Consider the following 24,706-nt stretch of genomic DNA (forward strand, 5'->3'; position numbering starts at 1 on the left):
GCCCCCCCCGGGGTCCGGGCCCGGGCCCGGCCGCTGCGCGGAGCCAGACCCCACCCCGCCCCTTCCCGAAACCGGTGGGCGGCTGCCCCCGGACCCCCCGTACCGCCGCTGCCGCGCCGGTGCGCTCAAACGCCGCGCGGCTGGGTAGGCCCCCGGCCCCGCCGCTCCGCGACGGGCTTTCGGGGCTCCGCCCCGGACCCCGCGCCTCAATCGCCGGCGAGGCTGGGTAAGGGGACGGCGGGGCTCCGCCCCGGGCTCCGTGCCGGCGCTCCGCGCCGGTGCGCTCAAACTCCCCCAGCGCGGCTGGTTTGCCGCACCCAAGCGGGCAGGCCGGGCCCGGGGGGCCGGCTGGGCCGGGCCCCCCGGGGGCGGGTCAGGGCCTGGTGTGGAGGGCTCGGGAGAGGTCGTCGAGTTGGTCGGCGAGGCGGCGGCGGAGGGCGGGGATCATGTCGGCCTCTGCGAGGCAGGCCTGGCCGGCCGCCAGGGCGTCCGCGTCCACGGCCACGGCGGGGAAGGCGTCGCCGCCCGCCGCCTGGGCCATGGCCGGCCCGCGCCGCCCGGCGAGGGCGACCGCGTCCTGGTAGTACCGGGCCAGGTACGGCCGGGTGAGTTCGGCCTGCTCCGGCTGCCAGAAGCCCTGCGCGGTGGCGGAGAAGAGGTAGTTGGACAGGTCGTCGTCCTCGAACATCCGCGCCCAGGCCGCGGTCTTGGCCTCGGCGGTGGGCAGCGCGGCCCGGCAGCGGGCGGCGCCTTCCTGCCCGGTGGCGCTGGGGTCGCGGTCGAGTTCGGCGGCGATCTCGGTCTCGGTGACGGCGCCGAGGACGGAGAGCCGGCCCAGGATGCGCCAGCGCAGCTCGGGGTCGAGCTCGGGGCCGCCGGGCACGGTGCCCTCGGCGAGCCAGTTGGCGATGGTGTCGGGCTGGGTGGCGGCCCGGATGAAGGCGCGGACCGCGGCCAGCCGCAGCCCGGGCGCCTCGCCGTCCTCGGTGCGGCGGATCAGGTCGCGGCTGATGCCGGTGATGGCCGCCAGGCCCTGGGGCCGCTGCTCGGGGGTGAGGAACTGGTCGGTGACCCGGGCGTACGCGAAGGCGAGGACGCCCTGGACGATGGCGAGGTCGTTCTCTTCGGGCAGGTGGGTGCGGGCCGCCTCCAGGTAGGCGAGCGGGGCGAGTTCGCCGTCGCGGACCATGTCGCGCAGGGTGTTCCACAAGATGGCGCGGGTCAGCGGGTCGGGGATGCCGCTCAGGTGGGCGAGGGCGGTCTCCAGGGAGGTCTCGTCGAGGCGGACCTTGGCGTAGCTGAGGTCGCCGTCGTTGAGGACGAGGAGTGCGGGGCGGCGGCCGAGGGCGGAGATGACCTCGTCGGTGGGCAGGTCCAGGGCGAGGGGTTCGCGCAGTTCCAGGACCCGGGAGCCGGCGGGGTCGCGGTCGTAGGTGCCGACGGTGATGTGGTGGGGGCGGCTGCCGTCGCGGTCGACGGTGAGGGTCCAGCCGCCGTCCTTCTCCTCGACGCGGGGGGTGAGGGTGTCGACGCCGGTGGTGCGCAGCCAGGTGTCGGCCCAGGCGTGGACGTCGCGGTCGGTGCAGGCGGCGAGGGAGTCGACGAAGTCGGCGAGGGAGGCGTTGCCGAAGCGGTGGCGGGCGAAGTGCAGGTTGATGCCGGCCAGGAAGTCCTTCTCGCCGAGCCAGGCGACGAGCTGGCGCAGGGCGGAGGCGCCCTTGGCGTAGGAGATGCCGTCGAAGTTGAGGAGGGCGGAGGCGGTGTCGGGCACGGCGTCCGGGTCGGGGGCGACGGGGTGGGTGGTGGGGCGCTGGTCGGCGTCGTAGCCCCAGGCCTTGCGCTGGACGCCGAAGTCGACCCAGGTGTCGGTGAAGCGGGTGGCTTCGGTGAGGGTCTGGTAGCCCATGTACTCGGCGAAGGACTCGTTGAGCCAGATGTCGTCCCACCAGCGGAGGGTGACCAGGTCGCCGAACCACATGTGGGCCATCTCGTGGGCGACGACCATGGCGCGGGTCTGGCGCTCGGTGTCGGTGACGGCGGAGCGGTAGATGAACTCGTCGCGGAAGGTGACGAGTCCGGGGTTCTCCATGGCGCCGGCGTTGAACTCGGGGACGAAGGCCTGGTCGTAGGAGTCGAAGGGGTAGGGCTCGGCGAACTTCTCGTGGTAGCGGTCGAAGCAGGCGGTGGTGATCTCGGTCAGTTCGTCGGCGTCGGCGTCGAGGTAGGGGGCCAGGGAGCGGCGGCAGTGCAGGCCGAAGGGGAGTCCGGCGTGCTCGGTGCGGACGGAGTGCCAGGGGCCGGCGGCGACGGCGAGGAGGTAGGTGGAGATGAGGGGGGTGGTGGCGGCGCGCCAGGTGGTGGTGCCGTCGGGGTGTTCGCCGGTGCGTTCGGTGATGCCGTTGGCGAGGACGGTCCAGTCGGCGGGGGCGGTGACTTCGAGGTCGAAGCGGGCCTTGAGGTCGGGCTGGTCGAAGGCGGTGTAGACGCGCTGGACGTCGTCGAGGAAGAGCTGGGTGTAGACGTACGTCTGGCCGTCGGCGGGGTCGGTGAAGCGGTGCATGCCCTCGCCGGTGCGGGAGTAGCGCATGACGGCGTCGACGGTGAGTTCGTGGGCGCCTTCGGTGAGGGCGGTGAGGGGGAGCCTGCCGTCGTGGAAGGCGGTGGTGTCGAGGGGCTGTCCGTCCAGGGTCGCCGAGCGCAGTTCGGCTGGTTTGAGTTCGACGAAGGTGTCGCCGGCCTCGCGGGTGGTGAATTCGATGACGGTGCGGGAGCCGAAGGTGTCGTCGCCGGTGGTGAGGTCGAGGGCGATCGAGTACCGCTGGACGTCGAGGAGCTGGGCTCGGAGCTGCGCTTCGTTGCGCGTCAGTACGGACATGGCCCCCATGCTGCCTGACGGGGGCCGGTCTGGGGCAGGGGGCTACTCTTCGCCCGCAGCGATCGTCTCGTGGTGGCGGATGACCTCGGCGATGATGAAGTTGAGGAGCTTCTCGGCGAAGGCGGGGTCGAGTTTGGCGGCTTCGGCGAGCTGGCGCAGCCGGGTGATCTGGCGGGCCTCGCGGCCGGGGTCGGCGGCGGGCAGGTGGTGGTTGGCCTTGAGGTGGCCGACCTGCTGGGTGCACTTGAAGCGCTCGGCGAGCATGTGGACCACTGCGGCGTCGATGTTGTCGATGCTGTCGCGCAGCCGGGAGAGCTCGGCCTGGACGTTCTCGTCGATGTCGCTGCTGTTCATGGGGCCTGAGCTTACGTGGCGGGGGCGGGTGTTTCACGGCCCGGACCGGAGGGTGAGACGGTGGCGGGGGCCGCGGGTGGGGGGCGGTGGCCGCTGTGGGAGGGGGTCGGCGGTCACAGCGGGAGGAGGGCGGTGACCAGCCAGCCGCCTTCGGGTGCGGGGCCGGCGGTGAGGGTGCCGCCCATGGCTTCGGCGCGTTCGGTCATGCCGGCGAGTCCGTAGCCGCCGCCGCGGGCTTGGTCGGAGAGCTTCGCGGGGCGGCCGCCGTCGTCGGCGATGCGGACCTCGAGGCCGGTGGGGAGGCTGCGGATGCCGATGCGGACGGCGGTGGCGGTGGCGGCGTGCTTGGTGATGTTGGTGAGGGCTTCGAGGACGATGCGGTGGACGGTGGCGGCGAGGTCGGCGGGGAGCCGGGTCTCGAGGCCGGATTCGATGTAGAGGACGACGGGCGGGCCGGTGCGGGAGAAGCGTTCGGTGAGTTCCCGGACCTGTGCGAGGCCGGCGACGGGGGTGGTGCCGGGGGTGCCGGGCGGGCCGTCCTCGCGCAGGACCCGGACCAGGCGGCGCATGGCGCCGAGGGCTTCGTCGCCGGCGGTCTCGATGCGGGCGAGGGTTTCGTCGGTGCGTTCGGGGCCGGGGCGGGTGAAGCGGGCGGCGCGGGCCTCGACGACGATGCCGGTGACGTGGTGGGCGACGAGGTCGTGGAGTTCGCGGGCGAGTTCGAGGCGTTCGGCGGTGCGTACGGCGCGCAGGTCGCGCACGCGTTGGACGGCTTGGAGGCGGAGCAGGAGGGAGTAGGCGCCGACGACGACGGTGAGGACGGAGAAGAGGAGGGAGAAGCGGCCGGGGTCGGTGTCGCGGACGGGTACGGCCATGCAGCCGAGGCCGAGGAGGGGGCCGAGGGTGGCGGCGGTGCGGGCGGGGGCGCGGAGCAGGACCTGGCTGAGGAGGACGAGGAGGGCGATGGCCTCGCCGATGCCCCAGACGCTCAGGGGCCGGTCGGTGGCGATGAGGGCGGTGGTGGCGGCCCAGGTGAGGGCGGCGGCGGTCCAGGCGCGGGTGAGCAGGGGCAGTGCGGGCCAGGGGGCGGCGCAGAGGCAGACGAGCAGGCCGGTGCCCCAGACGACGGCGTGCGGGAGGGTGGGCTGGCCGGCGAGGGCGATGCCTTCGGCGGTGACGAGGGCGAGCAGCGCGACGGTGAGGGCGAGGCGGGTGTAGTCGGCGGCGCGGGGGTGGCGGCGGGCCCAGGCTCGGACGGGGCTCACGGGGTGCTCGCGGCCAGTCCGCTCTCCCAGGCCCAGGCGGCGATCTCGACGCGGTTGCGGGCGTCGAGTTTGGCCTGGACGTTGGCCAGGTGGGTCTTGACGGTGGAGAGGGAGACGTACAGCTCGGCGGCGACCTCGGCGTTGGTCAGGCCGCGGGCGACGCAGCGGACCACGTCGGTCTCGCGTTCGGTGAGGGGTTCGGCGGGGGTGCGGGCGCTGCCGGCGGGGGTGCGGGGGGCCATTTCGCGCAGCAGCCGGACGGTGATGGCGGGTGAGACGAGGGAGTCGCCGACGGCGGCGGCGCGGACGGCTTCGACGAGCATGGCGGGGCTGGCGTCTTTGAGGAGGAAGCCGGAGGCGCCGCCGTGGAGGGCGGCGTGGACGTACTCGTCGAGGTCGAAGGTGGTGACGATGACGATGCGGGGGGTGTCGCGGGGGGCGAGCCGGCGGGTGACTTCGAGGCCGTCGAGGCGGGGCATGCGGATGTCGAGGAGGAGGACGTCGGGGTGGTGCGTCTCGACGGCGGCCAGGGCGGCTTCGCCGTCGACGACGTCGGCGAGGACCTCGATGTCGGGCTGGCTCTCCAGGATCATGCGGAAGCCGGTCCGGACCATTTCCTGGTCGTCCGCGATGACCACCGTGATCGTCATGCGTGCCTCGCCCCTGTGTCGCCCGTCGCCGATGGGTCCTTCCCATGGGACCGGGGGGCCGGGCGGCCCGCAACCGCAGAGCGGGACGGTCGGGAGGGTCGCGGGGCCGGGCCGGGGGCCGTCGGCACCGCGCTGCCGGGACCGACGGTACGCGGGCGGGCGGGTGGTGCGCCTCGCCCTTCCGGCGGGTTCCCGCCCGGCCGGAAGGAGGAGGCGGCCCCGGTCGCGGTGTGCGGGGCCCGCACACCGCGACCGGCCTGCTCACAGGCCCGCGGCGGCGGACCTGATGGCGGCGGCGAAGGTGGAGACCTCGGTGTAGACGCCGGGGTAGCCGGCGCGGGCGCAGCCCTCGCCCCAGCTGGTGATGCCGACCTGGATCCAGGCGCCGGCGTTGTCGCGGCGGAACATGGGGCCGCCGGAGTCGCCCTGGCAGGTGTCGACCCCGCCCTGGGCGAGGTTGCCGGCGCAGATCTCCTCGGCGGCGATCAGGGAGCCGCTGTAGGCGCTGGAGCAGGCGGCGTCGGAGACGAAGGGGACGTCGGCCTTGAGGAGGTAGCGCTGTTGGCCGCCGCCTTCGCGGGCGGCGCCCCAGCCGGCGACGGTGAAGGTGCCGCTGTTGTAGGCGGTGGTGTCGGCGATCTTGAGGGTGGGGAGGTTGATGGGCTGGGCGAGTTTGATGAGGGCCCAGTCCTTGCCGTTGCCGTTGTAGCCGGGGGCCTGGAGGACCTTGGTGGAGCGGACCTTGGTGGCGGCGGAGCTGTTGAGGTCGACCACGCCGGCGGTGGCGGTGATGGAGGTGTTGTTGCCGGAGCCGCTGACGCAGTGGGCCGCGGTGAGGACGATCTGCTGGGTGTAGAGGGCGCCGCCGCAGCCCATGGAGAGGCGGATCATCCAGGGGAACTCGCCCTGGGCGGCGCGGGTGCCGCCGACGACGGGCTGGGGGGCCGCGGTGGCGGTGGTCCCGGTGCTCTGGAGGCTGAGGGCGGCGAGGGCGACGGCGGCGGTGGCGAGGCCGCGGCGCAGCAGTCGGCCGGTCAGGGTCGTCTTCCGGTTCCGTGGAGTGTTCAACACACTGCCTTTCGTGGGGGGTCAGGCCGTGCGCCGGCCGTCCGGGGACGGAACGACCGGGGAAAGCATCTGGCGTGTCCATGTCACTCCGGGGCCCGGGGTCGCGGCAAGACGGGGTTTTCGGCCACGCCTGCGCCGCCCCCGGTCCGCCCCCGCGCCACCCCCGCCCACTCCCCCGCCGCCCGCGGCGACCCCCCGTACGGCGCACCCCCCGGCACCCGTACGGAGCGCCCGGGCGCGGATTTCCCCACCGGGAGCACCTGCACTACCAGACCGGGCCGCCGGGCGCGCGGGGAGCCCGGACCGAACGTCCGGTCGGTGGCTTCAATCCGCCCGTCGGTACGTCCTGCCTGGTCAGCCGGGCCCGCACCGCTCCGGCAGCGGCGGCGGGCGGCCGCCGGGACCCGAGAACGCCGAGGTCCGGGGCCCCGCCCGGGGGCCCCGGAGCGGCCTTGCGGCGATCACCCTCGACCGAATCTGACGGAAAACCGGTTACCGGGCGGTTCGAACCGGGTTCCCGGTGGGTAAGGAACAGCTTGTCGCGTGAGTCACGGGCCCGACCTCCCGCCAGGGGGCCGGGCCCGCACCGCGTCCGGGGCCGGGGCCCCACCCCCGTCAGCTCGCGCCGTACACCGGCAGCGGGGTCTCGGACGCGGCCAGCAGCTTCGCAGCCGCCTCACCCGCCTCGGCCGGACTCCAGCGCGCGCCCTTGTCGGCGGTGGGGCCCGGCCGCCACCCCTCCATGACGGTGATCCGGCCCGCCTCCGCCTCGAAGACCCGGCCGGTCACCCCGGCCGAGGCGGCCGAGCCCAGCCAGACCACCAGCGGCGAGACGTTCTCGGGGGCCATCGCGTCGAAGGCGCCGGCCGCCGGGGCGGCCATGGTCTCGGCGAAGGTCCGCTCGGTCATCCGGGTGCGGGCGGCCGGGGCCACCGCGTTGACCTGCACGCCGTAGCGGCCCATCTCGGCGGCCGAGACCAGCGTCAGGCCGATGACCCCGGCCTTGGCCGCGCTGTAGTTGCCCTGGCCGACCGAGCCGAGCAGACCCGCCCCGGAGCTGGTGTTGACCACCCGCGCGGCCGGGGTGCGGCCGGCCTTGGCCTCGGCCCGCCAGTGGGCGGCGGCGTGCTTCAGGGGCAGGAAGTGGCCCTTGAGGTGGACCCGCAGCACGGCGTCCCAGTCGTCCTCGTCGAGGTTGACCAGCATCCGGTCGCGCAGGAAGCCGGCGTTGTTGACCAGCGTGTCCAGCCGTCCGTACGCGTCCAGCGCGGCCGCTATCAGGGAGCCGGCGCCCTCGGTGGTGGCGATGTCCCCGCCGTGTGCCAGGGCCTCGCCGCCGGCCGCCCGGATCTCGGCCACCACCTGCGCGGCGGGGCCGTCCGGGCCGGGCTGCCCGTCCAAGCCCACGCCGAGGTCGTTGACCACGACCTTGGCGCCCTCGGCGGCGAAGGCGAGGGCGTGGGCGCGGCCCAGCCCCCGGCCCGCGCCGGTCACGATCACGACCCGGCCCGCGCAGATGCCCGTTGCGTTGCTGCCCATGTCACTGCTCCTTGTTGACGGTTGCGGCGGTCAGGAAGGCGGGGCGTTCGCCGCCGCCGTGCAGGAGCAGGCTCGCCCCGCTGATGTAGCCGGCCCGGTCCGAGGCGAGGAAGACGGCCGCCTCGCCGACCTCGTACGGGCGGGCCAGGCGGCCCAGCGGGACGGTGCCGGCGACGGCCGCCACGCCCTGCTCGTCGCCGTAGTGCAGGTGGGCGAGTTCGGTGTGCACCATGCCCAGCACCAGGGAGTTGACCCGCACCTCGGGGGCCCACTCCACGGCCATGGAGCGGGCCAGGTGCTCCAGTCCCGCCTTGGCGGCCCCGTAGGCGGCGGTGCCCGGGGAGGGGCGGGAGCCGCTGACGCTGCCGATCATCACCACCGAGCCCCGGGCGGCGTGCAGGTGCGGGCGGGCCGCGAGGGAGGCGGTCAGCGGGGCGGTCAGGTTCAGTTCGAGGACCCGCGCGTGGCGCTCGGCCTCCCCCTCGCCCAGCAGCCGGTAGGGGGTGCCCCCGGCGTTGTTGACCAGGTGGTCCAGGCGTCCGTGGCGGGCGGCGACGGAGTCGAAGAACGCCTGGACGGCGGCCGGGTCGCGCAGGTCGAGCGGGGCGAACTCGGCCGCGCCGCGGGCGGTGGCGACGGGCCGCTCGGGTGGTCGGCGGGCGCAGACCACCACCCGCGCCCCGGCGTCGAGGAAGGCGGCGGCGACGCCCGCCCCGACGCCCCGGGTCCCGCCCGTGACGACGACGACTCTCCCGTCCAGCTCCATCTGCTGCTACCTTCCGCCTAACAAACGTTTGGTGGAAAGGTAGCTGATCCTCCCATGGGTGTCTCCACCTCCCGCCCGGACAAGGGCATCGCCGTCGTCACCGTCGACTTCCCGCCCGTCAACGCCCTGCCCGTGAGCGGCTGGTACGAGCTGGCCGACGCCCTGCGGGCGGCCGGCCGCGACCCCGACACCCGCTGCGTGGTGCTGGCCGCCGAGGGGCGCGGCTTCAACGCCGGGGTCGACATCAAGGAGATGCAGCGCGACACCGGCCACGACGCGCTGATCGGCGCCAACCGCGGCTGCTACGAGGCCTTCGCCGCCGTCTACGACTGCGAGGTCCCGGTGGTCGCCGCCGTCCAGGGCTTCTGCCTGGGCGGCGGCATCGGCCTGGTCGGCAACGCGGACGTGATCGTGGCCGCCGAGGACGCCGTCTTCGGACTGCCGGAGCTGGACCGCGGGGCCCTGGGCGCCGCCACCCACCTGGCCCGGCTGGTGCCGCAGCACCTGATGCGCGCCCTGTACTACACCTCCCGGACGGCCACCGCCGCCGAACTGCACGCGCACGGCTCGGTGTGGCGGGTGGTGCCGCGCGAGGAACTGACCGGGGCCGCCCTGCGGCTGGCCCGGGAGATCGCCCGCAAGGACGGCACGCTGATCCGGCTGGCCAAGGCGGCGATCAACGGCATCGACCCGGTGGACGTCCGGCGCAGCTACCGCTTCGAGCAGGGCTTCACCTTCGAGGCCAACCTCAGCGGGGTGGCCGACCGGGTCCGCAACACCTTCGGCAAGGAGGAGGGTTCGTGAGCGAGCAGACGTCCGGGCGGAGCACCGGCGACAAGAGCATGTCCCCCGACGAGGCGGTGGCCCAGCTGCGCAGCGGGATGACGGTCGGGATCGGCGGCTGGGGGTCCCGGCGCAAGCCCATGGCCCTGGTACGGGCGCTGCTGCGGAGCACGGTCACCGATCTCACGGTGGTCTCCTACGGCGGCCCGGACGTGGGCCTGCTGGCCGCCGCGGGCCGGATCCGCCGGCTGGTCGCCCCCTTCGTCACCCTCGACTCCATCGCGCTCGAACCGCACTTCCGGGCCGCCCGGGAGGCCGGGACCCTCGAACTGACCGAGCTGGACGAGGCGATGTTCATGTGGGGGCTGCACGCCGCCGCGAACCGGCTGCCGTTCATGCCGGTCCGAGCCGGTATGGGCTCCGGTGTGCTGGAGGTCAACCCGAGCCTGCGGACCGTCCGCTCGCCCTATGACGACGGCGAGGAGCTGGTGGCCGTACCGGCGCTGCGGATGGATGCGGCGCTGGTCCACCTCAACCGGGCCGACCGGGCCGGCAACGGCCAGTACCTCGGCCCGGACCCGTACTTCGACGACCTGTTCTGCGAGGCCGCCGACCGGGCGTACGTCTCCTGCGAGCAGATCGTGGCGAGCGCCGAGCTCACCAAGGACGCCGCCCCGCAGACCCTGCTGGTGGGCCGGCACAGCGTCACCGGTGTGATCGAGGCGCCCAACGGCGCCCACTTCACCTCCTGCGTCCCCGACTACGGGCGCGACGAGGCCTTCCAGAAGCTGTACGCGACCACGCCCTGGCCCGAGTTCGCGGGCCGGTTCCTGTCCGGGGCGAGCGAACGGGACTACCAGCGGGCCGTCGCGGCCTGGCGGGAGGAGCAGTCATGAGCGCCGCAGCCGAGGGCGTCAGCCGGGCCGAGTACTGCGTGATCGCCTGCGCGGAGGCCTGGCGGGGCGACGGCGAGGTGCTGGCCAGCCCGATGGGCCTGATCCCCTCGATCGGCGCCCGGCTGGCCCGCCGCACCTTCTCCCCGGAGCTGCTGCTCACGGACGGGGAGGCGATGCTGGTCACCGACGACGGCACGATCGAGGGCTGGCTGCCCTACCGGCGGCACCTGACGATGGTCACCGGCGGGCGGCGGCACGTGATGATGGGCGCCTCCCAGATCGACCGGTACGGCAACCAGAACATCTCCTGCATCGGGGACTGGGCGCGCCCGGCCCGCCAGCTGCTCGGGGTCCGCGGGGCGCCCGTCAACACCCTGAACAACCCGGTCAGCTACTGGATCCCCCGGCATTCGGCGCGGGTGTTCGTGCCGCGCGTGGACATGGTCTGTGGGGTGGGGTACGACCGGGCCGCGGCGGCCGGGCCGTCCGCGACCCGCTTCCACCGGATCCCCCGGGTGGTCTCGAACCTGGGCGTCTTCGACTTCGCCACCGAGGACCGGTCGATGCGGCTGGCCGCGCTGCACCCCGGGGTGGACGTCGAGGAGGTGCGGGCCGCCACCGGGTTCCCGCTGGTGGTGCCCGAGCAGGTGCCGTACACCCGGGAGCCGACCGGGGCCGAACTGCGGCTGATCCGCGAGGAACTGGATCCGCGCGGCGGCCGTGACCGGGAGGTGCCGGCCTGATGGCGGCCGCGCTGGAGACGGCCTTCACCAAGCTGGTCGGGGTGCGGCACCCAATCGTGCAGACCGGCATGGGCTGGGTCGCCGGGCCCCGGCTGGTGTCGGCGGTGGCCGGGGCGGGGGCGCTGGGGATCCTGGCCTCGGCCACCATGACCCTGGACCAGCTGCGCTCCGCGGTGCAGGAGGTGAAGTCCCGTACGGACGAGCCCTTCGGGGTCAACCTGCGGGCCGATGCCGGGGACGCGGCCGAACGGGTGCGGCTGATCATCGACGAGGGCGTGCGGGTGGCGTCCTTCGCGCTGGCCCCCTCCGCCGAACTGATCGGGCGGCTCAAGGAGGCGGGCGTGGTGGTGATCCCCTCGGTGGGGGCCCGCCGGCACGCCGAGAAGGTCGCGGCCTGGGGCGCGGACGCGGTCATCGTGCAGGGCGGCGAGGGCGGCGGGCACACCGGCGAGGTGGCCACCACCGTGCTGCTGCCGCAGATCGTCGACGCGGTGGACATCCCGGTGGTCGCGGCCGGCGGGTTCCGGGACGGCCGGGGGCTGGTGGCGGCCCTGTCCTACGGGGCGGCCGGGGTGGCGATGGGCACCCGCTTCCTGCTCACCGCCGAGTCGACGGTGCCGGACCCGGTCAAGGCCCGCTACCTGGCGGCCTCCGTCAAGGACGTCACCGTCACCACGGCGGTGGACGGGCTGCCGCACCGGATGCTCCGCAGCGAGCTGGTCACCTCCCTGGAGAGCGCCGGCCGGGCACGCCGGCTGGCCCGGGCGGTGCGGCACGCGGCCGGATTCCGCCGCGTCTCGGGGCTGTCCTGGCCGCAGATGGTGCGCGAGGGCCTGGCGATGAAGCACGGCAAGGACCTGTCCTGGAGCCAGGTGCTGCTCGCCGCGAACACCCCGATGCTCCTCAAAGCGTCCATGGTCGAGGGCCGTACGGACCTCGGCGTCATGGCATCCGGCCAGGTCGCGGGGGTGATCGAGGATCTGCCCACGTGCGCGGAGCTCGTCGCCCGGGTGATGGCCGAAGCCCAGCAGGTGATCGACCGACTGCCAAGGAGTTGCCCGTGATGAACCGAAGAACCGGCCGCCGTACGGCGGTGGGCGCCACGCTGCTGGCGGCGCTCGCGGCGGGGGTGCTGCCCGGGGCCGCGACGGCCGGTGCGAGGACGGTGCCGGGGGCGGTGGTGCAACACCACGGCCGGCTCCCGGCGGCCGCCCCGGTGATCCGGCAGATACCGCTGCAGGGCGCGGTCAACGTCCGCGACCTGGGCGGGTACGGGACCTACACCGGCGGGCGGGTGCGGCAGGGGCTGGTCTACCGGGCCGACGCGCTGAGCAAGCTGACCCCGGCGGACGTGACCACGGTCGGGGGGCTCGGCCTGACGAAGGTCGTCGACTTCCGGATCGCCACGGAGGTCCAGTACGACGGCCCGGACCGGCTGCCTGCGGGGCTCACGGCGACCGCGCGGCCGGTCAGCGACCTGGGGCTGTTCGGCACCCTGTCCACGGCGATCGGCAGCCGCGACCCGGCGAAGCAGGAGCAGATCCTCGGCGGCGGCCGGGCCGAGGCCTACATGCGGGACATCTACCGGACGTTCGTGACGGACCCGGCCTCCCGGGCCCAGTTCGCGGCGACCCTGCGGGAGCTGGCGGAGGGCTCGCAGGGGCCGCTGCTGTACCACTGCAGCTCGGGCAAGGACCGCACGGGCTGGACGAGTTACGTGCTGCTGCGGGCGCTGGGGGTGCCGGAGGAGGTCGCCGAGCGGGACTACCTGGCGTCGAACGACTTCCGCGGGGCGTATGACGCGCGGGTGCGGGAGGGGTTGAAGCAGTCGGGGATGATGCAGAACCCGGATCTGCTGATTCCGCTGCAGGAGGTGCGGCGGGACTACCTGGCCGCGGCGACGGCCCGGCTGGAGGCCGACTACGGCAGCTTCTACGGCTACCTGACCGATGGGCTCGGCCTGGACCTGCGGCTCCTGGCCCGCCTCCAGTCGAAGCTGGTCACGCGGGCCTGAGCCGCTGCCGGTGCCGGTGCCGTGGGGTGGGGCCGCTGCGCGGAGCGGTCCCCTCCCCGCCCCTTCCCGAAACCGTGGGCTCCGCCCCCGGACCCCCGCGCCTCAAACGCCGGCGAGGCTGGATTTCCAGCCGCGCGGCGATTGAGCGCACCGGCGCGGAGCGTCGGTACGGGGTCCGGGGCGGAGCCCCGGGGAACGGTGGAAGGGCGGGTCAGGGGCCAGCCCCCGCAGGGTCAGGCGGCGCGGCGGCCGGAGGCGCCGCGGCCGCGGCCGGCGGACTGGCCGCCGGAGGCCTGACGGGTGCGGCCGGAGCCGGCGGACTGGCCGGACGAGGCCTGCCGGCCACGGCCGGAGCCGGAGCCCGTGGGCTGGCCGGACGACGCCTGACGGGTGCGGCCCGAGCCGGCCGGCTGCCCGCCGGACGCCGGCTGCCGCGTACGGCCCGACGCAGCCGCGCCCTCCCGCGGGCGACCCGCCGACGAGGACCGCCGCCGCGAAGACGACCGCTTCGCGGAACCGGCGGCCGGCTGCGGCGGAGCCGGGACCTCGATGGTCACGGGCACCCCGGACGGCTCCCGCGCACCGGTCAGCGAGGACAGCTCCTCGTCCGAGGACCGGATCTGCGCGACCCGCGGGGAGATCCCCGCGTCCGACATCAGGCGGGTCATCTCGCGCTTCTGCTCGGGCAGGACGAGGGTGACCACCCGGCCCGACTCGCCGGCCCGGGCGGTGCGTCCGCCGCGGTGCAGGTAGTCCTTGTGGTCCGTGGGCGGGTCGACGTTCACGACCAGGTCGAGGTCGTCGATGTGGATGCCGCGGGCCGCGACGTTGGTCGCCACCAGCGCGGTGATCTCGCCGTTCTTGAACCAGTCCAGCGTGCGGTTGCGCTGCGGCTGGGAGCGTCCGCCGTGCAGGCCGGAGGCCCGGACGCCGCTCGCCAGGAGCCGCTTGACCAGCCGGTCCACGGACCGCTTGGTGTCCAGGAACATGATCACGCGGCCGTCGCGGGCCGCGATCTTGGTGGTGACGGCCTTCTTGTCGGTCTCGTCCAGGACGTGGAAGACGTGGTGCTCCATGGTGACCACGGCGCCGGCCGAAGGGTCGACGGAGTGCGTGACCGGGTCGACCAGGAACTCGCGGACCAGCTTGTCGACGTTCTTGTCCAGGGTCGCGGAGAACAGCATCCGCTGGCCGCCCGGCTCGACCTGCTTGAGCAGCGCGGTGACCTGGGGCAGGAAGCCCATGTCGGTCATCTGGTCGGCCTCGTCCAGGACGGTGATCGCGACGTTGGCCAGGGTGCAGTCACCCCGGTCGATGAGGTCCTTCAGGCGGCCGGGGGTGGCGACCAGCAGCTCGGCGCCGCGGGCCAGCGCGTTGGACTGGCGGTTGATCGACATGCCGCCGACCACGGTGGCGGTGCGCAGGTTCAGGGCCGTGGCGTAGGGCGCCAGGGCGTCGGTGACCTGCTGGGCCAGTTCGCGGGTGGGGACCAGGACCAGCGCGAGGGGCGCCTTGGGCTGGGCGCGCCGGCCGGCGGTGCGGGCCAGGGCGGCGAGGCCGAAGGCGAGGGTCTTGCCGGAGCCGGTGCGGCCGCGGCCGAGGACGTCGCGGCCGGCGATCGAGTTGGGCAGGGTCGCGGCCTGGATCGGGAAGGGCTCGGTGACGCCCTGCGCGGCCAGGGTCTTGAGCAGTGCGGCCGGCATGTCCAGGTCCTCGAAGGACGCGACGGCCGGCAGCGCCGGGGTCAGCATCTCGGGGAGGGTGAATTCCTGGGGGCGGGCGGCGGGGCGGGCGGACTTGGCCGCGCCCTTGCCGGCGGCGGGCCGCTTCCCGGACCGCTTCGCCGCGGCCTTCGCCGGCGCCTTCGCGCCTGCCTCGCCGCCCTGGGTGGCGGGGCCGCGACGGCGCGCGGGACGACGGGCCGAACGTTCGGAGCTGGAGCTGGTCATGCGGGAAACGCCCTCCTGGACCTGGTCGGACACGCACAAACCGGGGCCCGCACCTCGCGGTGCGGGCCCCGGCTGTGCAAAAAACGCGCGGGAACGCGCGTCGCGGCGATTAGGCCGGGACGATGTTCTCCGCCTGCGGGCCCTTCTGGCCCTGGGTGACGTCGAAGTTCACGCGCTGACCCTCGGTGAGCTCACGGAAGCCCTGGGTGGCGATGTTCGAGTAGTGGGCGAAGACGTCCGGGCCGCCACCGTCCTGCTCGATGAAGCCGAAGCCCTTTTCCGAGTTGAACCACTTCACGGTGCCAGAGGCCATTTTGCTCTCCTGATAGGTAACGGGCCCCATCCGGAGAATGCCGGAAACAATAAAAGCGCCTGAGGAACATTCCCGTCAGGCGCACATAAAGTTCATGGGTACCACAACTGCAACGCATCCAGACTAACACACCGCGGCGGGGGTGCACCGCGGGCCGCTGCCGGCCACCCCCGCCCCGTCCGTCACAGGCGTTCGATGATGGTGACGTTGGCCTGGCCGCCGCCCTCGCACATCGTCTGGAGGCCGTAGCGGCCGCCGGTGCGCTCCAGCTCGTGCAGGAGGGTGGTCATGAGCTTGACGCCGGTGGCGCCCAGCGGGTGCCCCAGGGCGATCGCGCCGCCGTTGACGTTGACCTTGGCGGGGTCGGCGCCGGTCTCCTTGAGCCAGGCGAGTACCACCGGTGCGAAGGCCTCGTTGATCTCGACCAGGTCGATCTGGTCGAGGGTCATGCCGGTCTTCTTGAGGGCGTGGGCGGTGGCGGGTATGGGGGCGGAGAGCATCCGGATGGGGTCCTCGCCGCGGACCGACAGGTGGTGGATGCGGGCCCGGGGGGTGAGGCCGTGTTCGCGGACGGCGCGTTCGGAGGCGATGAGCAGGGCGGCGGCGCCGTCGGAGACCTGGGAGGAGACGGCGGCGGTGATGGTGCCGCCGGGCATGACGGGCTGGAGGCCGGCCATCTTCTCGAGGGTGGTGTCGCGGCGGGGGCCCTCGTCGGCGGTGACGCTGCCGTAGGGGACGGTCTCGCGGTCGAAGCGCCCCTCGTCGAGGGCGGCGACCGCGCGCCGGTGCGAGCGGAGGGCGAACTCCTCCATGTCGCGGCGGGAGATGCCCCACTTCTCGGCGATCAGCTGGGCGCCGTGGAACTGGTTGACGGGGGCGTCGCCGTAGCGGGCCCGCCAGCCCTCGGAGCCGGCGTAGGGGCCCTCGGTCAGGCCGAGCGGTTCGGCGGCCTGCCGGGAGGCGAAGGCGATGGGGATCATCGACATGTTCTGGGTGCCGCCGGCGACCACCAGGTCCTGGGTGCCGGACAGGACGCCCTGGGCGGCGAAGTGCACGGCCTGCTGGGAGGAGCCGCACTGCCGGTCGACGGTCACCCCGGGCACCTCCTCGGGGAGTCCGGCCGCCAGCCAGCAGGTGCGGGCGATGTCGCCGGCCTGCGGGCCGACGGTGTCGAGGCAGCCGAAGACCACGTCCTCGACGGCGGCCGGGTCGACTCCGGAGCGTTCCATCAGGGCCTTCAGGACGTGCGCGCCGAGGTCGGCCGGGTGGACCGCGGCCAGGCCTCCCTTGCGGCGCCCTACTGGGGTGCGTACCGCATCGACGATGTAGGCCTCGGGCATGGCGACTGCTCCTTCGACGGTGGCGCGGGGCGGGCCCGCGCGGGTCAGGTGCGTACGGCGATCCCGTCCAGCACCATCGACAGGTACTGGCGGGCGATCTCCTCGGGGCTGTGCACTCCGCCCGGCCGGTACCAGGACGCGGCCACCCAGACGGTGTCGCGGACGAAGCGGTAGGCGAGCCGGACGTCGAGGTCGGCCCGGAAGACCCGGGCGGCGACCCCGCGCTCCAGCGTGCCGAGCCAGGCCTTCTCGAACTTGACCTGGGACTCGGAGAGGTAGCCGAAGCGGGGCTGGGCGGCGAGGTGGCGGGACTCCTTCTGGTAGATCGCGACGGCGGCGCGGTGCCGGTCGATCTCCCGGAAGGACTCGGTGACCAGGGCCTCGATGGTCTCCCGGGGGCCGAGTCCGGCGGCGAGCACGGTGTCGTACCCCTCCCAGAGCTCGGTCAGGAAGGTGGAGAGGATCTCGTCGAGCATCGATTCCTTGGAATCGAAGTGGTAGTAGAGGCTGCCGGCGAGCATCCCCGCCTCGTCCGCGATCTTGCGGACGGTGGTGGCGTTGTAGCCCTGGGCGGCGAACACCTCGGCGGCGGTGCCGAGGAGTTCGCGGCGGCGCTCGGGCGAGGGGGTCACCGGGGGCTTCTTCTTGCCGGCCGGCGCGGACGGCTGCGCGGACGGCTTCCCGGCGGGCTGGTCGGTCGGCCCCTGGGCCTGCTTCTTCGTAGACACGTGACCATTCTCGGCCTACGCGTGCTGGCTGCTGACGGACACCGTCTCGCCGGTCATGTAGGAGGAGTAGCCGCTGGCGAGGAAGACCATCACGTTGGCCACCTCCCACGGTTCGGCGTACCGGCCGAAGGCCTCGCGGGCGGTGAGCTCGGCCAGCAGTTCGGGGGTGGTGACCTTCACCAGGTGGGGGTGCATGGCGAGGCTGGGGGCGACGGCGTTGACGCGGACCCCGAACTCGGCGGCCTCCAGGGCGGCGCAGCGGGTCAGGGCCATCACGCCGGCCTTGGCGGCGGCGTAGTGGGCCTGGCCGGTCTGGGCGCGCCAGCCCACCACGGAGGCGTTGTTGACGATGACCCCGCCCCGGCCGGAGTCCCGGAAGGCGCGCAGGGCGGCGCGGGTGCAGCGGAAGGTGCCGCCGAGGGTGACGTCGAGGACCTTGTTCCACTGCTCGTCGGTCATGTCGGCGAGGGCGGCGGTGCCGCCGAGGCCGGCGTTGTTGACGACCACGTCGAGTCCGCCGTGGCGGTCCGCGGCGTAGGCGTACAGGGCCTGGACCTGGTCCTCCTGGGTGACGTCGCAGGGGCGGGCGCCGACCCGGTCGGTGCCGAACTCGGCGGCCAGGGCGTCCTCGGTCTCCTTGAGGCGGCGGGCGTGGGCGTCGCTGATGACGACCCGGGCGCCCTCTTCGAGGAAGCGGCGGGCGGTGGCGCCGCCGATGCCGGCGCCGGCGGCGGCGGTGATGACGGCGGTGCGGCCGTCGAGGAGGCCGTGTGCCGGTACGTACTCGACGCTGCTCATGGCGGTACGTTAACCTGCCAAACGCTTGTTAGGGAAGCGTTCGGGGTGGTGACGGCAGGGAAGGGGAACGCGGATGGACCTCGCGCACACGGCCGGGGAGGAGGCCCTGCGGGCCGCGGCCCGGGCCTGGCTGGCGGAGCACGTGCCGGCCCGCCCGCTGCCCTCGCTGGAGACGGCGGAGGGCTTCGCCGCGCACCGCGCCTGGGAGGCCGAACTGGCCGCGGACCGCTGGTCGGTGGTGTCCTGGCCCGAAGAGTACGGCGGGCGCGGGGCGGACATCTTCGCGTGGCTGGTCTTCGAGGAGGAGTACTACGCCGCCGGGGCGCCCGGCCGGGTCTCGCAGAACGGCATCAACCTGCTCGCCCCGACCCTCTTCGACCACGGCACCGCCGAGCAGCGGGCCCGGATCCTGCCGCCGATGGCGCGCGGCGAGGTGATCTGGGCGCAGGCCTGGTCGGAGCCGGAGGCCGGCTCCGACCTGGCCTCGCTGCGGTCGAGGGCGGAGCGCACGGACGGCGGCTGGCTGCTGTCGGGGCAGAAGACCTGGTCCTCGCGGGCCGCCTTCGCGGACCGGGCCTTCGGCATCTTCCGGACCGACCCGGACGCGGCCCGGCCGCACCAGGGCCTGACGTACCTGATGTTCGACCTGCGGGCGCCGGGGGTCACGGTGCGGCCGATCGGCCGCCTGGACGGGAAGCCGGCCTTCGCGGAGCTGTTCCTGGACCGGGTGTTCGTCCCGGACGAGGACGTGATCGGCGAGGCGGGTCAGGGCTGGCGGATCGCGATGTCGGCGACCGGCAACGAACGCGGCCTGACGCTGCGCTCCCCCGGCCGGTTCCTGGCGGCGGCGGACCGGCTGGCGGCGCTGTGGCGGGCCGGTGCGGATCCGGCGGACACGGCGCTGCGGGACCGGGTGGCGGACGCGGTGGCGGGGGCCCGGGCCTACCAGCTCTTCACCTGGGCGGGCGCCTCGCGGTTCGCGGCGGGGGCCTCGATAGGGGCCGAGTCCAGCCTGAACAAGGTCTTCTGGTCGGAGTACGACATCGCCCTGCACGAGACGGCGCTGGACCTGCTGGGCGCCGACGGGGAGCTGGCCGGCACCGAATGGGCCGAGGCGTACGTCTTCTCGCTCGCCGGCCCGATCTACGCGGGGACCAACGAGATCCAGCGCGACATCATCGCCGAGCGGCTGCTCGGCCTCCCGAAGGGCCGCCGCTGATGCGCTTCCTCGCGACCGAGGAGCAGGCGGACTTCGCCCGCTCGCTGCACACGATGCTGGCCGCGGCCGGGGTGCCGGCCGCGGCCCGCGCCTGGTCCGCGGGCGACCACGCCCCCGGACGGGCGCTGTGGGGCCGGCTGGCCGGGCTGGGCGTCTTCGCGCTGGCGGTCCCGGAGGCGTACGAGGGGCTGGGCGTGCTGCCGGTGGAACTGGTGCTGGCCTTCACGGAGCTGGGCCGGGCGGGGGTGCCGGGGCCGGTGGTGGAGACGGCGGCCGCGGCGGTGCTGCTGGGCGCGCTGCCCGGGGAGGAGGCCGCCAAGCGGTGGCTGCCGCGGGTGGCGGCGGGCGAGTGCCTGCTGACGCTGGCCGGGCCCGGGACGCCGTACGCGCTGGACGCGGACGCGGCCGAGGCGGTGCTGGCGGTGTCGGCCGGCGGCGGGCTGCGGGTGGTGCGCGGGCACGGCCCGCTGCGAGCCTCGGCCGATCCGGTGCGGCGGCTGGCCGAGCCGGCGCCGGGCGGCGAGGCGCTGGGCCCGCTGCCCGGGGACTGGTGGCGCTGGCCGGCCCTGCTGACGGCGGCGCAGGCGCTGGGGGTGGGCGAGGCGCTGCTGGCCCGGACGGTGGAGTACGTCAAGCAGCGCACGCAGTTCGGTACGGCGGTGGGCGGTTTCCAGGCGGTCAAGCACCGGTTGGCGGACACGTTGGTGGCGCTGGAGTTCGCCCGGCCGCTGGTCCACGGGGCGGCGGTGACGCTGGACCCGCGGGACGTGGCGGCGGCGAAGCTGGCGGCGGGCGCGGCGGCCTACACGGCGGCCCGGTCCGCGCTGCAACTGCACGGCGCGGTGGGCTACACGGAGGAGCTGGACCTGGCGCTGTGGCTGCGCAAGGCCCGTCCGCTGCGCGACGCCTGGGGCACCCCGGCCGCCTGCCGGGCCCGCGTCCTGGCATGACCGGGCCGGGCGCGCGCCGGGCGGGGCGCGGTCAGGGGGTGGCCGGCGGGCCGGCCGGCCCCGACCCGCCCGACGCCGCCTACGGCAGGTCGTAGTCGAACCAGACGCGGTGGGTGCCGTCCTCCTCGACCGTCAGGCCGCCGCCGCCCGCGATGCCGGTGAGGGCGGCCGTGCCGCTGCCGGGGACGATGACGAAGAACTCGGCCTGCCGGCCGCCGCCCTGCGTGGAGGCGGAGTGGGCGAAGTTGAAGCTGCCGGCCCGGCCGGCCACCTCGCCCTCGAAGGACTCCATGGCCAGGTAGGTGCCCGTACCCGAGGCGTGGTCGTAGGCGGCGGTGAAGAGCGTGGCCGAGCGGCCTTCGATCTCGCCGGTGTAGCGCTTCTCCATCCGGGAGACCCCCACCTCGACGGCGGTGGGGACCGCCGGCTCGGGGACGGTCTCGGTGGGGAGGAAGTTGTGGACCTCGAACGTGCCGGAAGCTCTCATGAAGCCACGCTAGCCGTGGGGTCCGACAATCCCCGGATGCGCCCGACGGCCGCGAGGACGTCCGCCCGGTGCGCCGCCCGTTTGATCCACGGCGGCAGCCCGGTGAGCAGGGCGTGCCGGTCCACCGAGCCGTACAGGGCGGCCCGGTCGGCGGGCGCGGCCGCCACGAAGTCGCCGATCAGGTCGAGGTGTTCGGGGTCGTAGGCCCACAGCCAGCCGTGCCGGGTGCGGACCCGCAGCCGCAGCGGCAGCCCGAAGTACGGGTCGCAGGGGCCCGCTCCGACGACGGCCCGGCGGGGCCGGGCCGACTCCCGGGTCAGCCCGCACTCCCCGCACACCACCCTGCGCACCCGCCCCAGCGGGACCACCCGTGCCGTCCCCGCGCACCGGGGGCACACCACCAGCATCCACCGCGGGAGGTCCTGCCGCAGGTCCCGCGCACCCACGAATCTGCGTCCGGTCATGCTCGTAAAGTGCCACAGGACGCCTGGAGTCGTAACGGATGGCGGCTCACATTCCGTCCCGCCCGTCCGATGGCGCGTCAGGGGCGCCCGGTGGTCTGGCCGCCGTCGACGGTGAACTCGGCGCCGGTGACGTACGAGGAGGCGTCGGAGACGAGGAAGAGGACCAGTTCGGCGACTTCTTCGGGGCGGCCGATCCGGCCGAGCGGGACGTGCGAGAAGTCCTTGCCGGCCACGGCCGCGACCATGGGGGTGTCGATGGCGCCGGGGTGGACGGAGTTGACCCGGATCCGGTCCCGGGCGAGGTCCAGGGCGCTGGAGCGGGTCAGGCCGCGCAGGGCGAACTTGGTGGAGCCGTAGGCGGCGTGCCGGGGCAGGCCGGCCAGGCCCGCGGTGGAGGAGATGTTGACGATCGAGCCGCCGCCGGCCGCCCGGAGCGCGGGCGCCACGGCCTGGATGCCGAGGAAGGGCCCGATCAGGTTGACCCGCAGCAGCGCCTCGAAGTCCTCCCGGGTCTCCTTCTCCACGTGCGCGGTGCGCCACCGGGCCGCGTTGTTGACCAGGGCGTCGATCCGCCCGTACGCGGCCAGCGCCCGCTCGGCCACCGCCGCCCAGCCGTCGGGGCCGGCGGCCTCGGTGACGTCGTGCCGGACGAACAGCCCCCGCCCGTCGAGGGAGTCGGCCACCGCCCGGCCCTCCTCCTCCAGCAGGTCGGTGAGGACCACCCGGGCCCCGGCCGCGGCGCAGCGGGCGGCCTCCGCGGCGCCCTGGCCGCGGGCGGCCCCGGTGACGATGACGACCTTCCCGTCCAGCGTGATCATCCGGTGATCCCCTCCGGTTCGGCTTCTCCCGCACACATATGACGATTAGTCATATCGGGTTGTCCGTAGACTGGGAAGATGGAGAGCCGCGGGAGCGCCATCAGCCTGCACAAGGTCGAGCAGACCGCCCCGGCGCTGGTCAGCCTCTACAAGAAGGCGGGCAGCGCCCTGGACCGGCACGGCCTGGCCGGGCAACGGCTGGCCGTCTACCTGGTCCTGGACTACTCCGGCTCGATGCGCCCGTACTACGGCGACGGGAGCGTGCAGGCGCTGGCCGACCGGGTGCTGGGGCTGGCCGCGCACCTGGACGGCGACGGCCGGGTGCCGGTGGTGTTCTTCTCCACGGAGGTCGACGCCGTCGAGGAGATCGCGTTGGCCGACCACGCCGGCCGGGTGGCGCGGATCGCCGCCTCGCTCGGGCACATGGGGAAGACCAGCTACCACCTGGCCGTCGACGCGGTGCTCGAGCACTACCTGGACAGCGGGACCCGGCTGCCGGCGCTGGTGGTCTTCCAGACCGACGGCGGGCCGGTCAACCGCTTCGCCGCCGAGCGGTACCTGTGCAAGGCCGCCCGGCTGCCGCTGTTCTGGCAGTTCGTCGGCTTCGGGAACACCCGCAGCAGCCAGTTCGACTTCCTGCGCCGGCTCGACGAGCTGCCGGTGCCGGCCAGCCGCCCGGTGGACAACGCCGGCTACTTCCACGCCGGGCCCGACCCGCGGGCGGTGCCCGACGAGGTGCTGTACGACCGGCTGCTCGGGGAGTTCCCGGCCTGGCTGGCGGCGGCCCGGCGGGCCGGGATCGCGCCGGACTGACGGGTCGGCCCCGGCCGTGCGGGTCGGCCGGGCGTTGTCGGTGCCGCGCGGTTACATGGGGGCATGACGAACAACTGGTCTGCGTTCGAGACGGAAGCACCCGCGTTCGCGGCGGCCGTGCGGGCCCGCTTCGCCCAGTACCCGCACCACGTCCTGGCGACCCTGCGCAGGGACGGCTCGCCCCGGGTGGCCGGGCTGACCGTCACCATCCGGGGCGGGGAGCTGTGGTTCGGCATGATGCCGGGCTCCCTCAAGGGTCAGGACCTGCGCCGGGACCCGCGCTTCGCGCTGCACTCCAACCCGGGTCCGGACGACAAGATGCCCGACGGGGACGTCCGGATCGGCGGGCGGGCGGTGGAGATCACGGAAGCGCCGGAGCTGCACCGCTTCGCGGAGGAGAGCGAGGAGGTCGATGCGCCCGCGCCCTTCGACCTCTTCCGGGCGGAGCTGACCGAGGTGGTGCGCACCGCACTGGACGGCGAGGAGCTGGTGGTCACCACCTGGCGGCCGGGCCGGGGACTCAGCACGCTCCGCCGGGGGAACGACGACGAACCGCCGCGGGCAGGCTGACCGCCCCGGTCCGCGGCACCGGGTCCAGGGCCTTGGTGAGGTGGCGGCGCAGCAGGGGCCCGAGCCGCCGGTCGACCTGCCGGTTCAGTACGGCCGCCAGGACCAGGGAGAAGAGCAGCCCGGCTCCGACCGCGGGCAGCAGGCCCAGCGACGGCAGGGCCTTGAGGACGCCCCGGGCGACGGGGATGCCCAGGCTCTGGTGGACCAGGTAGAAGGGGTAGGTCAGGGCGCCGGCGTAGACGAGGCTGCGCCACTGCAGGTGGCGCAGCCGGCTGAGCGAGGCCAGGGCCAGGAGCGCGAGGAAGGCGGTGAGCACGGCCGCGCTGAGCACCCAGTTGGAGGTGGGGTGGGTGGCCACCCGGTCGTCCAGGACGGTCAGCGTGTAGCACCAGGCGAAGCCGGTCAGCAGCCACAGGAGCAGGTTCTGGCCGAAGCGGTACATCAGGTAGCAGGCCATGCCGGCCACGAACAGCCCCGCGTACTGGCTCAGCAGGACCTCGTCCAGCACGTCGGAGTGCAGTTCGCGGCCGACGGAGGCCAGCACCAGCCACAGGAATCCGAAGGCCACCACCCGCAGGTAGGTCAGGCCGAAGAGCAGCAGGGCGCCCATGAGCAGGTAGAAGCGGGCCTCCACCCAGAGCGTCCAGGCCACTCCGGCGGTGAGGTCCACGCCGAGCGGGCCGGGGATCATCGTGAGGTTGCCGATGGTGGTGCGCAGGTCCGTGGGCGCGCCGGAGCGCTGCCCTATGAGGACCGTGACGGTGCCCATCACCACGACCAGCAGCACCACCGCCCAGTACAGCGGGAAGAGTCGGGCGATGCGGGAGACGGCGAACTGCGCGGGGGTGCGGCCCCAGCAGCTCATGCAGATGACGAACCCGCTGATCAGGAAGAACGCCTCGACGCCGAGCCAGCCGTAGCCGCTGACCGCGTGCAGCAGGGGCGCCGCCTGCGGCAGGTCGTACTGCTCGCCCCAGAAGCGCGGGGTGGGGGTGCCGACGTAGTGGTACGCCGCCACCGCGACGGCCGCGAGCAGCCGCAGCGCGTCGATCGCGGCCAGCCGGGGGGCGGGGGCGGGTACTGCGGCCGGTCGCCCGCCGGTGGTCCGGGCGGGCCGGGCGGGCCGGAGCGCGGTGCGGGCGGCTTCGCGGAAGGCGGACGGGGACATGGGACCTCCGGTGGCAGGGCGGCCGGTCGCGGCGGACCGCCGGCGGGGAAGGCGGAAGAGGGCATGCCGCGGCCGGCCACCGGGCGGGGCCAAGATCGGCGGCGAGGGCACCCTGACCGCCTCCCGGATCCTGTCC

Annotated in this window: 25 protein-coding genes; 9 read left to right on the plus strand and 16 right to left on the minus strand. The window is 74.4% G+C overall.

Translation table 11 applies throughout. The annotated features are described in order from the left end of the window. Positions 1 to 373 precede the first annotated feature (373 nt). The 7 genes from pepN to AB0O40_RS32405 all read right to left on the minus strand — a co-directional run bounded on the left by pepN (position 374) and on the right by AB0O40_RS32405 (position 8,517). Positions 374 to 2,884, minus strand: a complete 2,511-nt coding sequence (gene pepN / locus AB0O40_RS32375) for an aminopeptidase N (protein ID WP_365049057.1) — start codon at positions 2,882 to 2,884, stop codon at positions 374 to 376. Between the two features lie 33 nt (positions 2,885 to 2,917). Then, positions 2,918 to 3,229: a chorismate mutase gene (locus tag AB0O40_RS32380; protein ID WP_365049059.1), complete on the minus strand. Its 312-nt coding sequence runs from the start codon at positions 3,227 to 3,229 to the stop codon at positions 2,918 to 2,920. 113 nt (positions 3,230 to 3,342) lie between these two features. Continuing rightward, positions 3,343 to 4,494, minus strand: coding sequence for a histidine kinase (locus AB0O40_RS32385; RefSeq protein WP_365049061.1), 1,152 nt, complete (start codon positions 4,492 to 4,494; stop codon positions 3,343 to 3,345). After that, positions 4,491 to 5,144 (minus strand): response regulator transcription factor, encoded by a 654-nt coding sequence (locus tag AB0O40_RS32390; protein WP_365049063.1) that lies wholly within the window; start codon positions 5,142 to 5,144, stop codon positions 4,491 to 4,493. The genes AB0O40_RS32385 and AB0O40_RS32390 overlap by 4 nt, the downstream gene beginning before the upstream one ends. Before the next feature lie 261 nt (positions 5,145 to 5,405). Continuing rightward, positions 5,406 to 6,182: a serine protease gene (locus AB0O40_RS32395; RefSeq protein WP_365049090.1), complete on the minus strand. Its 777-nt coding sequence runs from the start codon at positions 6,180 to 6,182 to the stop codon at positions 5,406 to 5,408. Positions 6,183 to 6,827: 645 nt separating this feature from the next. Next, entirely contained in the window at positions 6,828 to 7,751 is a 924-nt protein-coding gene (locus AB0O40_RS32400) for an SDR family oxidoreductase (protein WP_365049065.1), read from the minus strand. Between the two features lies 1 nt (position 7,752). Further along, entirely contained in the window at positions 7,753 to 8,517 is a 765-nt protein-coding gene (locus tag AB0O40_RS32405) for an SDR family oxidoreductase (protein WP_365049067.1), read from the minus strand. Positions 8,518 to 8,571: 54 nt separating this feature from the next. Here AB0O40_RS32405 and AB0O40_RS32410 point away from each other — a divergent pair, with 54 nt between their 5' ends. From AB0O40_RS32410 to AB0O40_RS32430, 5 genes are read left to right on the plus strand one after another with little or no spacing between them, the layout of a single operon-like run. Further along, positions 8,572 to 9,321: an enoyl-CoA hydratase family protein gene (locus AB0O40_RS32410; protein ID WP_365049069.1), complete on the plus strand. Its 750-nt coding sequence runs from the start codon at positions 8,572 to 8,574 to the stop codon at positions 9,319 to 9,321. Positions 9,322 to 9,359: 38 nt separating this feature from the next. Then, positions 9,360 to 10,196: a CoA-transferase gene (locus AB0O40_RS32415; protein ID WP_365049091.1), complete on the plus strand. Its 837-nt coding sequence runs from the start codon at positions 9,360 to 9,362 to the stop codon at positions 10,194 to 10,196. Beyond that, on the plus strand, positions 10,193 to 10,939 hold the full coding sequence (locus AB0O40_RS32420) for a CoA-transferase (RefSeq protein WP_365049071.1): 747 nt from the start codon (positions 10,193 to 10,195) through the stop codon (positions 10,937 to 10,939). Before AB0O40_RS32415 ends, AB0O40_RS32420 begins: the two co-directional genes overlap by 4 nt. An 11-nt stretch (positions 10,940 to 10,950) precedes the next feature. After that, the gene (locus AB0O40_RS32425) at positions 10,951 to 12,003 is read left to right on the plus strand and encodes a nitronate monooxygenase (protein ID WP_365049092.1); all 1,053 of its coding nucleotides are present in this window, start codon (positions 10,951 to 10,953) and stop codon (positions 12,001 to 12,003) included. Next, the gene (locus tag AB0O40_RS32430) at positions 12,003 to 12,953 is read left to right on the plus strand and encodes a tyrosine-protein phosphatase (RefSeq protein ID WP_365049073.1); all 951 of its coding nucleotides are present in this window, start codon (positions 12,003 to 12,005) and stop codon (positions 12,951 to 12,953) included. The genes AB0O40_RS32425 and AB0O40_RS32430 overlap by 1 nt, the downstream gene beginning before the upstream one ends. A 233-nt stretch (positions 12,954 to 13,186) precedes the next feature. On the opposite strand, the gene AB0O40_RS32435 is transcribed toward AB0O40_RS32430, so the two are convergent. The 5 genes from AB0O40_RS32435 to AB0O40_RS32455 all read right to left on the minus strand — a co-directional run bounded on the left by AB0O40_RS32435 (position 13,187) and on the right by AB0O40_RS32455 (position 18,081). Continuing rightward, the gene (locus tag AB0O40_RS32435) at positions 13,187 to 14,902 is read right to left on the minus strand and encodes a DEAD/DEAH box helicase (protein WP_365049074.1); all 1,716 of its coding nucleotides are present in this window, start codon (positions 14,900 to 14,902) and stop codon (positions 13,187 to 13,189) included. Positions 14,903 to 15,011: 109 nt separating this feature from the next. Continuing rightward, positions 15,012 to 15,215, minus strand: a complete 204-nt coding sequence (locus AB0O40_RS32440) for a cold-shock protein (RefSeq protein WP_365049076.1) — start codon at positions 15,213 to 15,215, stop codon at positions 15,012 to 15,014. Between the two features lie 182 nt (positions 15,216 to 15,397). Next, complete coding sequence (locus tag AB0O40_RS32445) at positions 15,398 to 16,555, minus strand: acetyl-CoA C-acetyltransferase (RefSeq protein WP_365049078.1); 1,158 nt, start codon at positions 16,553 to 16,555, stop codon at positions 15,398 to 15,400. Positions 16,556 to 16,599: 44 nt separating this feature from the next. After that, complete coding sequence (locus AB0O40_RS32450; protein WP_365049093.1) at positions 16,600 to 17,187, minus strand: TetR/AcrR family transcriptional regulator; 588 nt, start codon at positions 17,185 to 17,187, stop codon at positions 16,600 to 16,602. Positions 17,188 to 17,298: 111 nt separating this feature from the next. Next, entirely contained in the window at positions 17,299 to 18,081 is a 783-nt protein-coding gene (locus tag AB0O40_RS32455; RefSeq protein ID WP_365049080.1) for an SDR family oxidoreductase, read from the minus strand. Between the two features lie 73 nt (positions 18,082 to 18,154). Here AB0O40_RS32455 and AB0O40_RS32460 point away from each other — a divergent pair, with 73 nt between their 5' ends. Next, entirely contained in the window at positions 18,155 to 19,300 is a 1,146-nt protein-coding gene (locus AB0O40_RS32460) for an acyl-CoA dehydrogenase family protein (protein ID WP_365049082.1), read from the plus strand. Beyond that, positions 19,300 to 20,250 carry an acyl-CoA dehydrogenase family protein gene (locus AB0O40_RS32465; protein WP_365049083.1) on the plus strand — a complete coding sequence of 317 codons (951 nt, stop codon included), beginning with the start codon at positions 19,300 to 19,302 and terminating at the stop codon, positions 20,248 to 20,250. The genes AB0O40_RS32460 and AB0O40_RS32465 overlap by 1 nt, the downstream gene beginning before the upstream one ends. Before the next feature lie 79 nt (positions 20,251 to 20,329). On the opposite strand, the gene AB0O40_RS32470 is transcribed toward AB0O40_RS32465, so the two are convergent. The 3 genes from AB0O40_RS32470 to AB0O40_RS32480 form a co-directional block, all read right to left on the minus strand. Then, positions 20,330 to 20,737 carry a DUF3224 domain-containing protein gene (locus AB0O40_RS32470; protein ID WP_365049084.1) on the minus strand — a complete coding sequence of 136 codons (408 nt, stop codon included), beginning with the start codon at positions 20,735 to 20,737 and terminating at the stop codon, positions 20,330 to 20,332. Then, positions 20,734 to 21,201 carry a hypothetical protein gene (locus AB0O40_RS32475; RefSeq protein WP_365049085.1) on the minus strand — a complete coding sequence of 156 codons (468 nt, stop codon included), beginning with the start codon at positions 21,199 to 21,201 and terminating at the stop codon, positions 20,734 to 20,736. Before AB0O40_RS32475 ends, AB0O40_RS32470 begins: the two co-directional genes overlap by 4 nt. 77 nt (positions 21,202 to 21,278) lie before the next feature. Then, complete coding sequence (locus tag AB0O40_RS32480; RefSeq protein WP_365049086.1) at positions 21,279 to 22,019, minus strand: glucose 1-dehydrogenase; 741 nt, start codon at positions 22,017 to 22,019, stop codon at positions 21,279 to 21,281. A gap of 78 nt (positions 22,020 to 22,097) precedes the next feature. On the opposite strand from AB0O40_RS32480, the gene AB0O40_RS32485 reads away from it, so the two are divergent. Next, positions 22,098 to 22,832, plus strand: a complete 735-nt coding sequence (locus AB0O40_RS32485; RefSeq protein ID WP_365049087.1) for a VWA domain-containing protein — start codon at positions 22,098 to 22,100, stop codon at positions 22,830 to 22,832. A 63-nt stretch (positions 22,833 to 22,895) separates the two neighbouring features. After that, positions 22,896 to 23,402, plus strand: coding sequence for a pyridoxamine 5'-phosphate oxidase family protein (locus tag AB0O40_RS32490; RefSeq protein ID WP_365049088.1), 507 nt, complete (start codon positions 22,896 to 22,898; stop codon positions 23,400 to 23,402). On the opposite strand, the gene AB0O40_RS32495 is transcribed toward AB0O40_RS32490, so the two are convergent. Next, complete coding sequence (locus tag AB0O40_RS32495; protein WP_365049089.1) at positions 23,353 to 24,570, minus strand: acyltransferase; 1,218 nt, start codon at positions 24,568 to 24,570, stop codon at positions 23,353 to 23,355. The two genes, AB0O40_RS32490 and AB0O40_RS32495, sit on opposite strands and share 50 nt — an antisense overlap. Positions 24,571 to 24,706: the final 136 nt, after the last annotated feature.

Source organism: Streptomyces sp. NPDC089919 (genome assembly GCF_040684615.1).
Taxonomy (GTDB): Bacteria; Actinomycetota; Actinomycetes; order Streptomycetales; family Streptomycetaceae; genus Streptomyces.

Excerpts from the sequence above, each read along its gene's own strand:
- pepN (WP_365049057.1), bottom strand. The coding sequence starts at position 2,884 with ATGGGGGCCATGTCCGTACTGACGCGCAACGAAGCGCAGCTCCGAGCC.
- AB0O40_RS32380 (WP_365049059.1), bottom strand. The coding sequence starts at position 3,229 with ATGAACAGCAGCGACATCGACGAGAACGTCCAGGCCGAGCTCTCCCGG.
- AB0O40_RS32390 (WP_365049063.1), bottom strand. The coding sequence starts at position 5,144 with ATGACGATCACGGTGGTCATCGCGGACGACCAGGAAATGGTCCGGACC.
- AB0O40_RS32400 (WP_365049065.1), bottom strand. The coding sequence starts at position 7,751 with ATGGGCAGCAACGCAACGGGCATCTGCGCGGGCCGGGTCGTGATCGTG.
- AB0O40_RS32405 (WP_365049067.1), bottom strand. The coding sequence starts at position 8,517 with ATGGAGCTGGACGGGAGAGTCGTCGTCGTCACGGGCGGGACCCGGGGC.
- AB0O40_RS32410 (WP_365049069.1), top strand. The coding sequence starts at position 8,572 with ATGGGTGTCTCCACCTCCCGCCCGGACAAGGGCATCGCCGTCGTCACC.
- AB0O40_RS32415 (WP_365049091.1), top strand. The coding sequence starts at position 9,360 with ATGTCCCCCGACGAGGCGGTGGCCCAGCTGCGCAGCGGGATGACGGTC.
- AB0O40_RS32420 (WP_365049071.1), top strand. The coding sequence starts at position 10,193 with ATGAGCGCCGCAGCCGAGGGCGTCAGCCGGGCCGAGTACTGCGTGATC.
- AB0O40_RS32430 (WP_365049073.1), top strand. The coding sequence starts at position 12,003 with ATGAACCGAAGAACCGGCCGCCGTACGGCGGTGGGCGCCACGCTGCTG.
- AB0O40_RS32435 (WP_365049074.1), bottom strand. The coding sequence starts at position 14,902 with ATGACCAGCTCCAGCTCCGAACGTTCGGCCCGTCGTCCCGCGCGCCGT.
- AB0O40_RS32440 (WP_365049076.1), bottom strand. The coding sequence starts at position 15,215 with ATGGCCTCTGGCACCGTGAAGTGGTTCAACTCGGAAAAGGGCTTCGGC.
- AB0O40_RS32445 (WP_365049078.1), bottom strand. The coding sequence starts at position 16,555 with ATGCCCGAGGCCTACATCGTCGATGCGGTACGCACCCCAGTAGGGCGC.
- AB0O40_RS32455 (WP_365049080.1), bottom strand. The coding sequence starts at position 18,081 with ATGAGCAGCGTCGAGTACGTACCGGCACACGGCCTCCTCGACGGCCGC.
- AB0O40_RS32460 (WP_365049082.1), top strand. The coding sequence starts at position 18,155 with ATGGACCTCGCGCACACGGCCGGGGAGGAGGCCCTGCGGGCCGCGGCC.
- AB0O40_RS32465 (WP_365049083.1), top strand. The coding sequence starts at position 19,300 with ATGCGCTTCCTCGCGACCGAGGAGCAGGCGGACTTCGCCCGCTCGCTG.
- AB0O40_RS32470 (WP_365049084.1), bottom strand. The coding sequence starts at position 20,737 with ATGAGAGCTTCCGGCACGTTCGAGGTCCACAACTTCCTCCCCACCGAG.
- AB0O40_RS32475 (WP_365049085.1), bottom strand. The coding sequence starts at position 21,201 with ATGACCGGACGCAGATTCGTGGGTGCGCGGGACCTGCGGCAGGACCTC.
- AB0O40_RS32480 (WP_365049086.1), bottom strand. The coding sequence starts at position 22,019 with ATGATCACGCTGGACGGGAAGGTCGTCATCGTCACCGGGGCCGCCCGC.
- AB0O40_RS32485 (WP_365049087.1), top strand. The coding sequence starts at position 22,098 with ATGGAGAGCCGCGGGAGCGCCATCAGCCTGCACAAGGTCGAGCAGACC.
- AB0O40_RS32490 (WP_365049088.1), top strand. The coding sequence starts at position 22,896 with ATGACGAACAACTGGTCTGCGTTCGAGACGGAAGCACCCGCGTTCGCG.
- AB0O40_RS32495 (WP_365049089.1), bottom strand. The coding sequence starts at position 24,570 with ATGTCCCCGTCCGCCTTCCGCGAAGCCGCCCGCACCGCGCTCCGGCCC.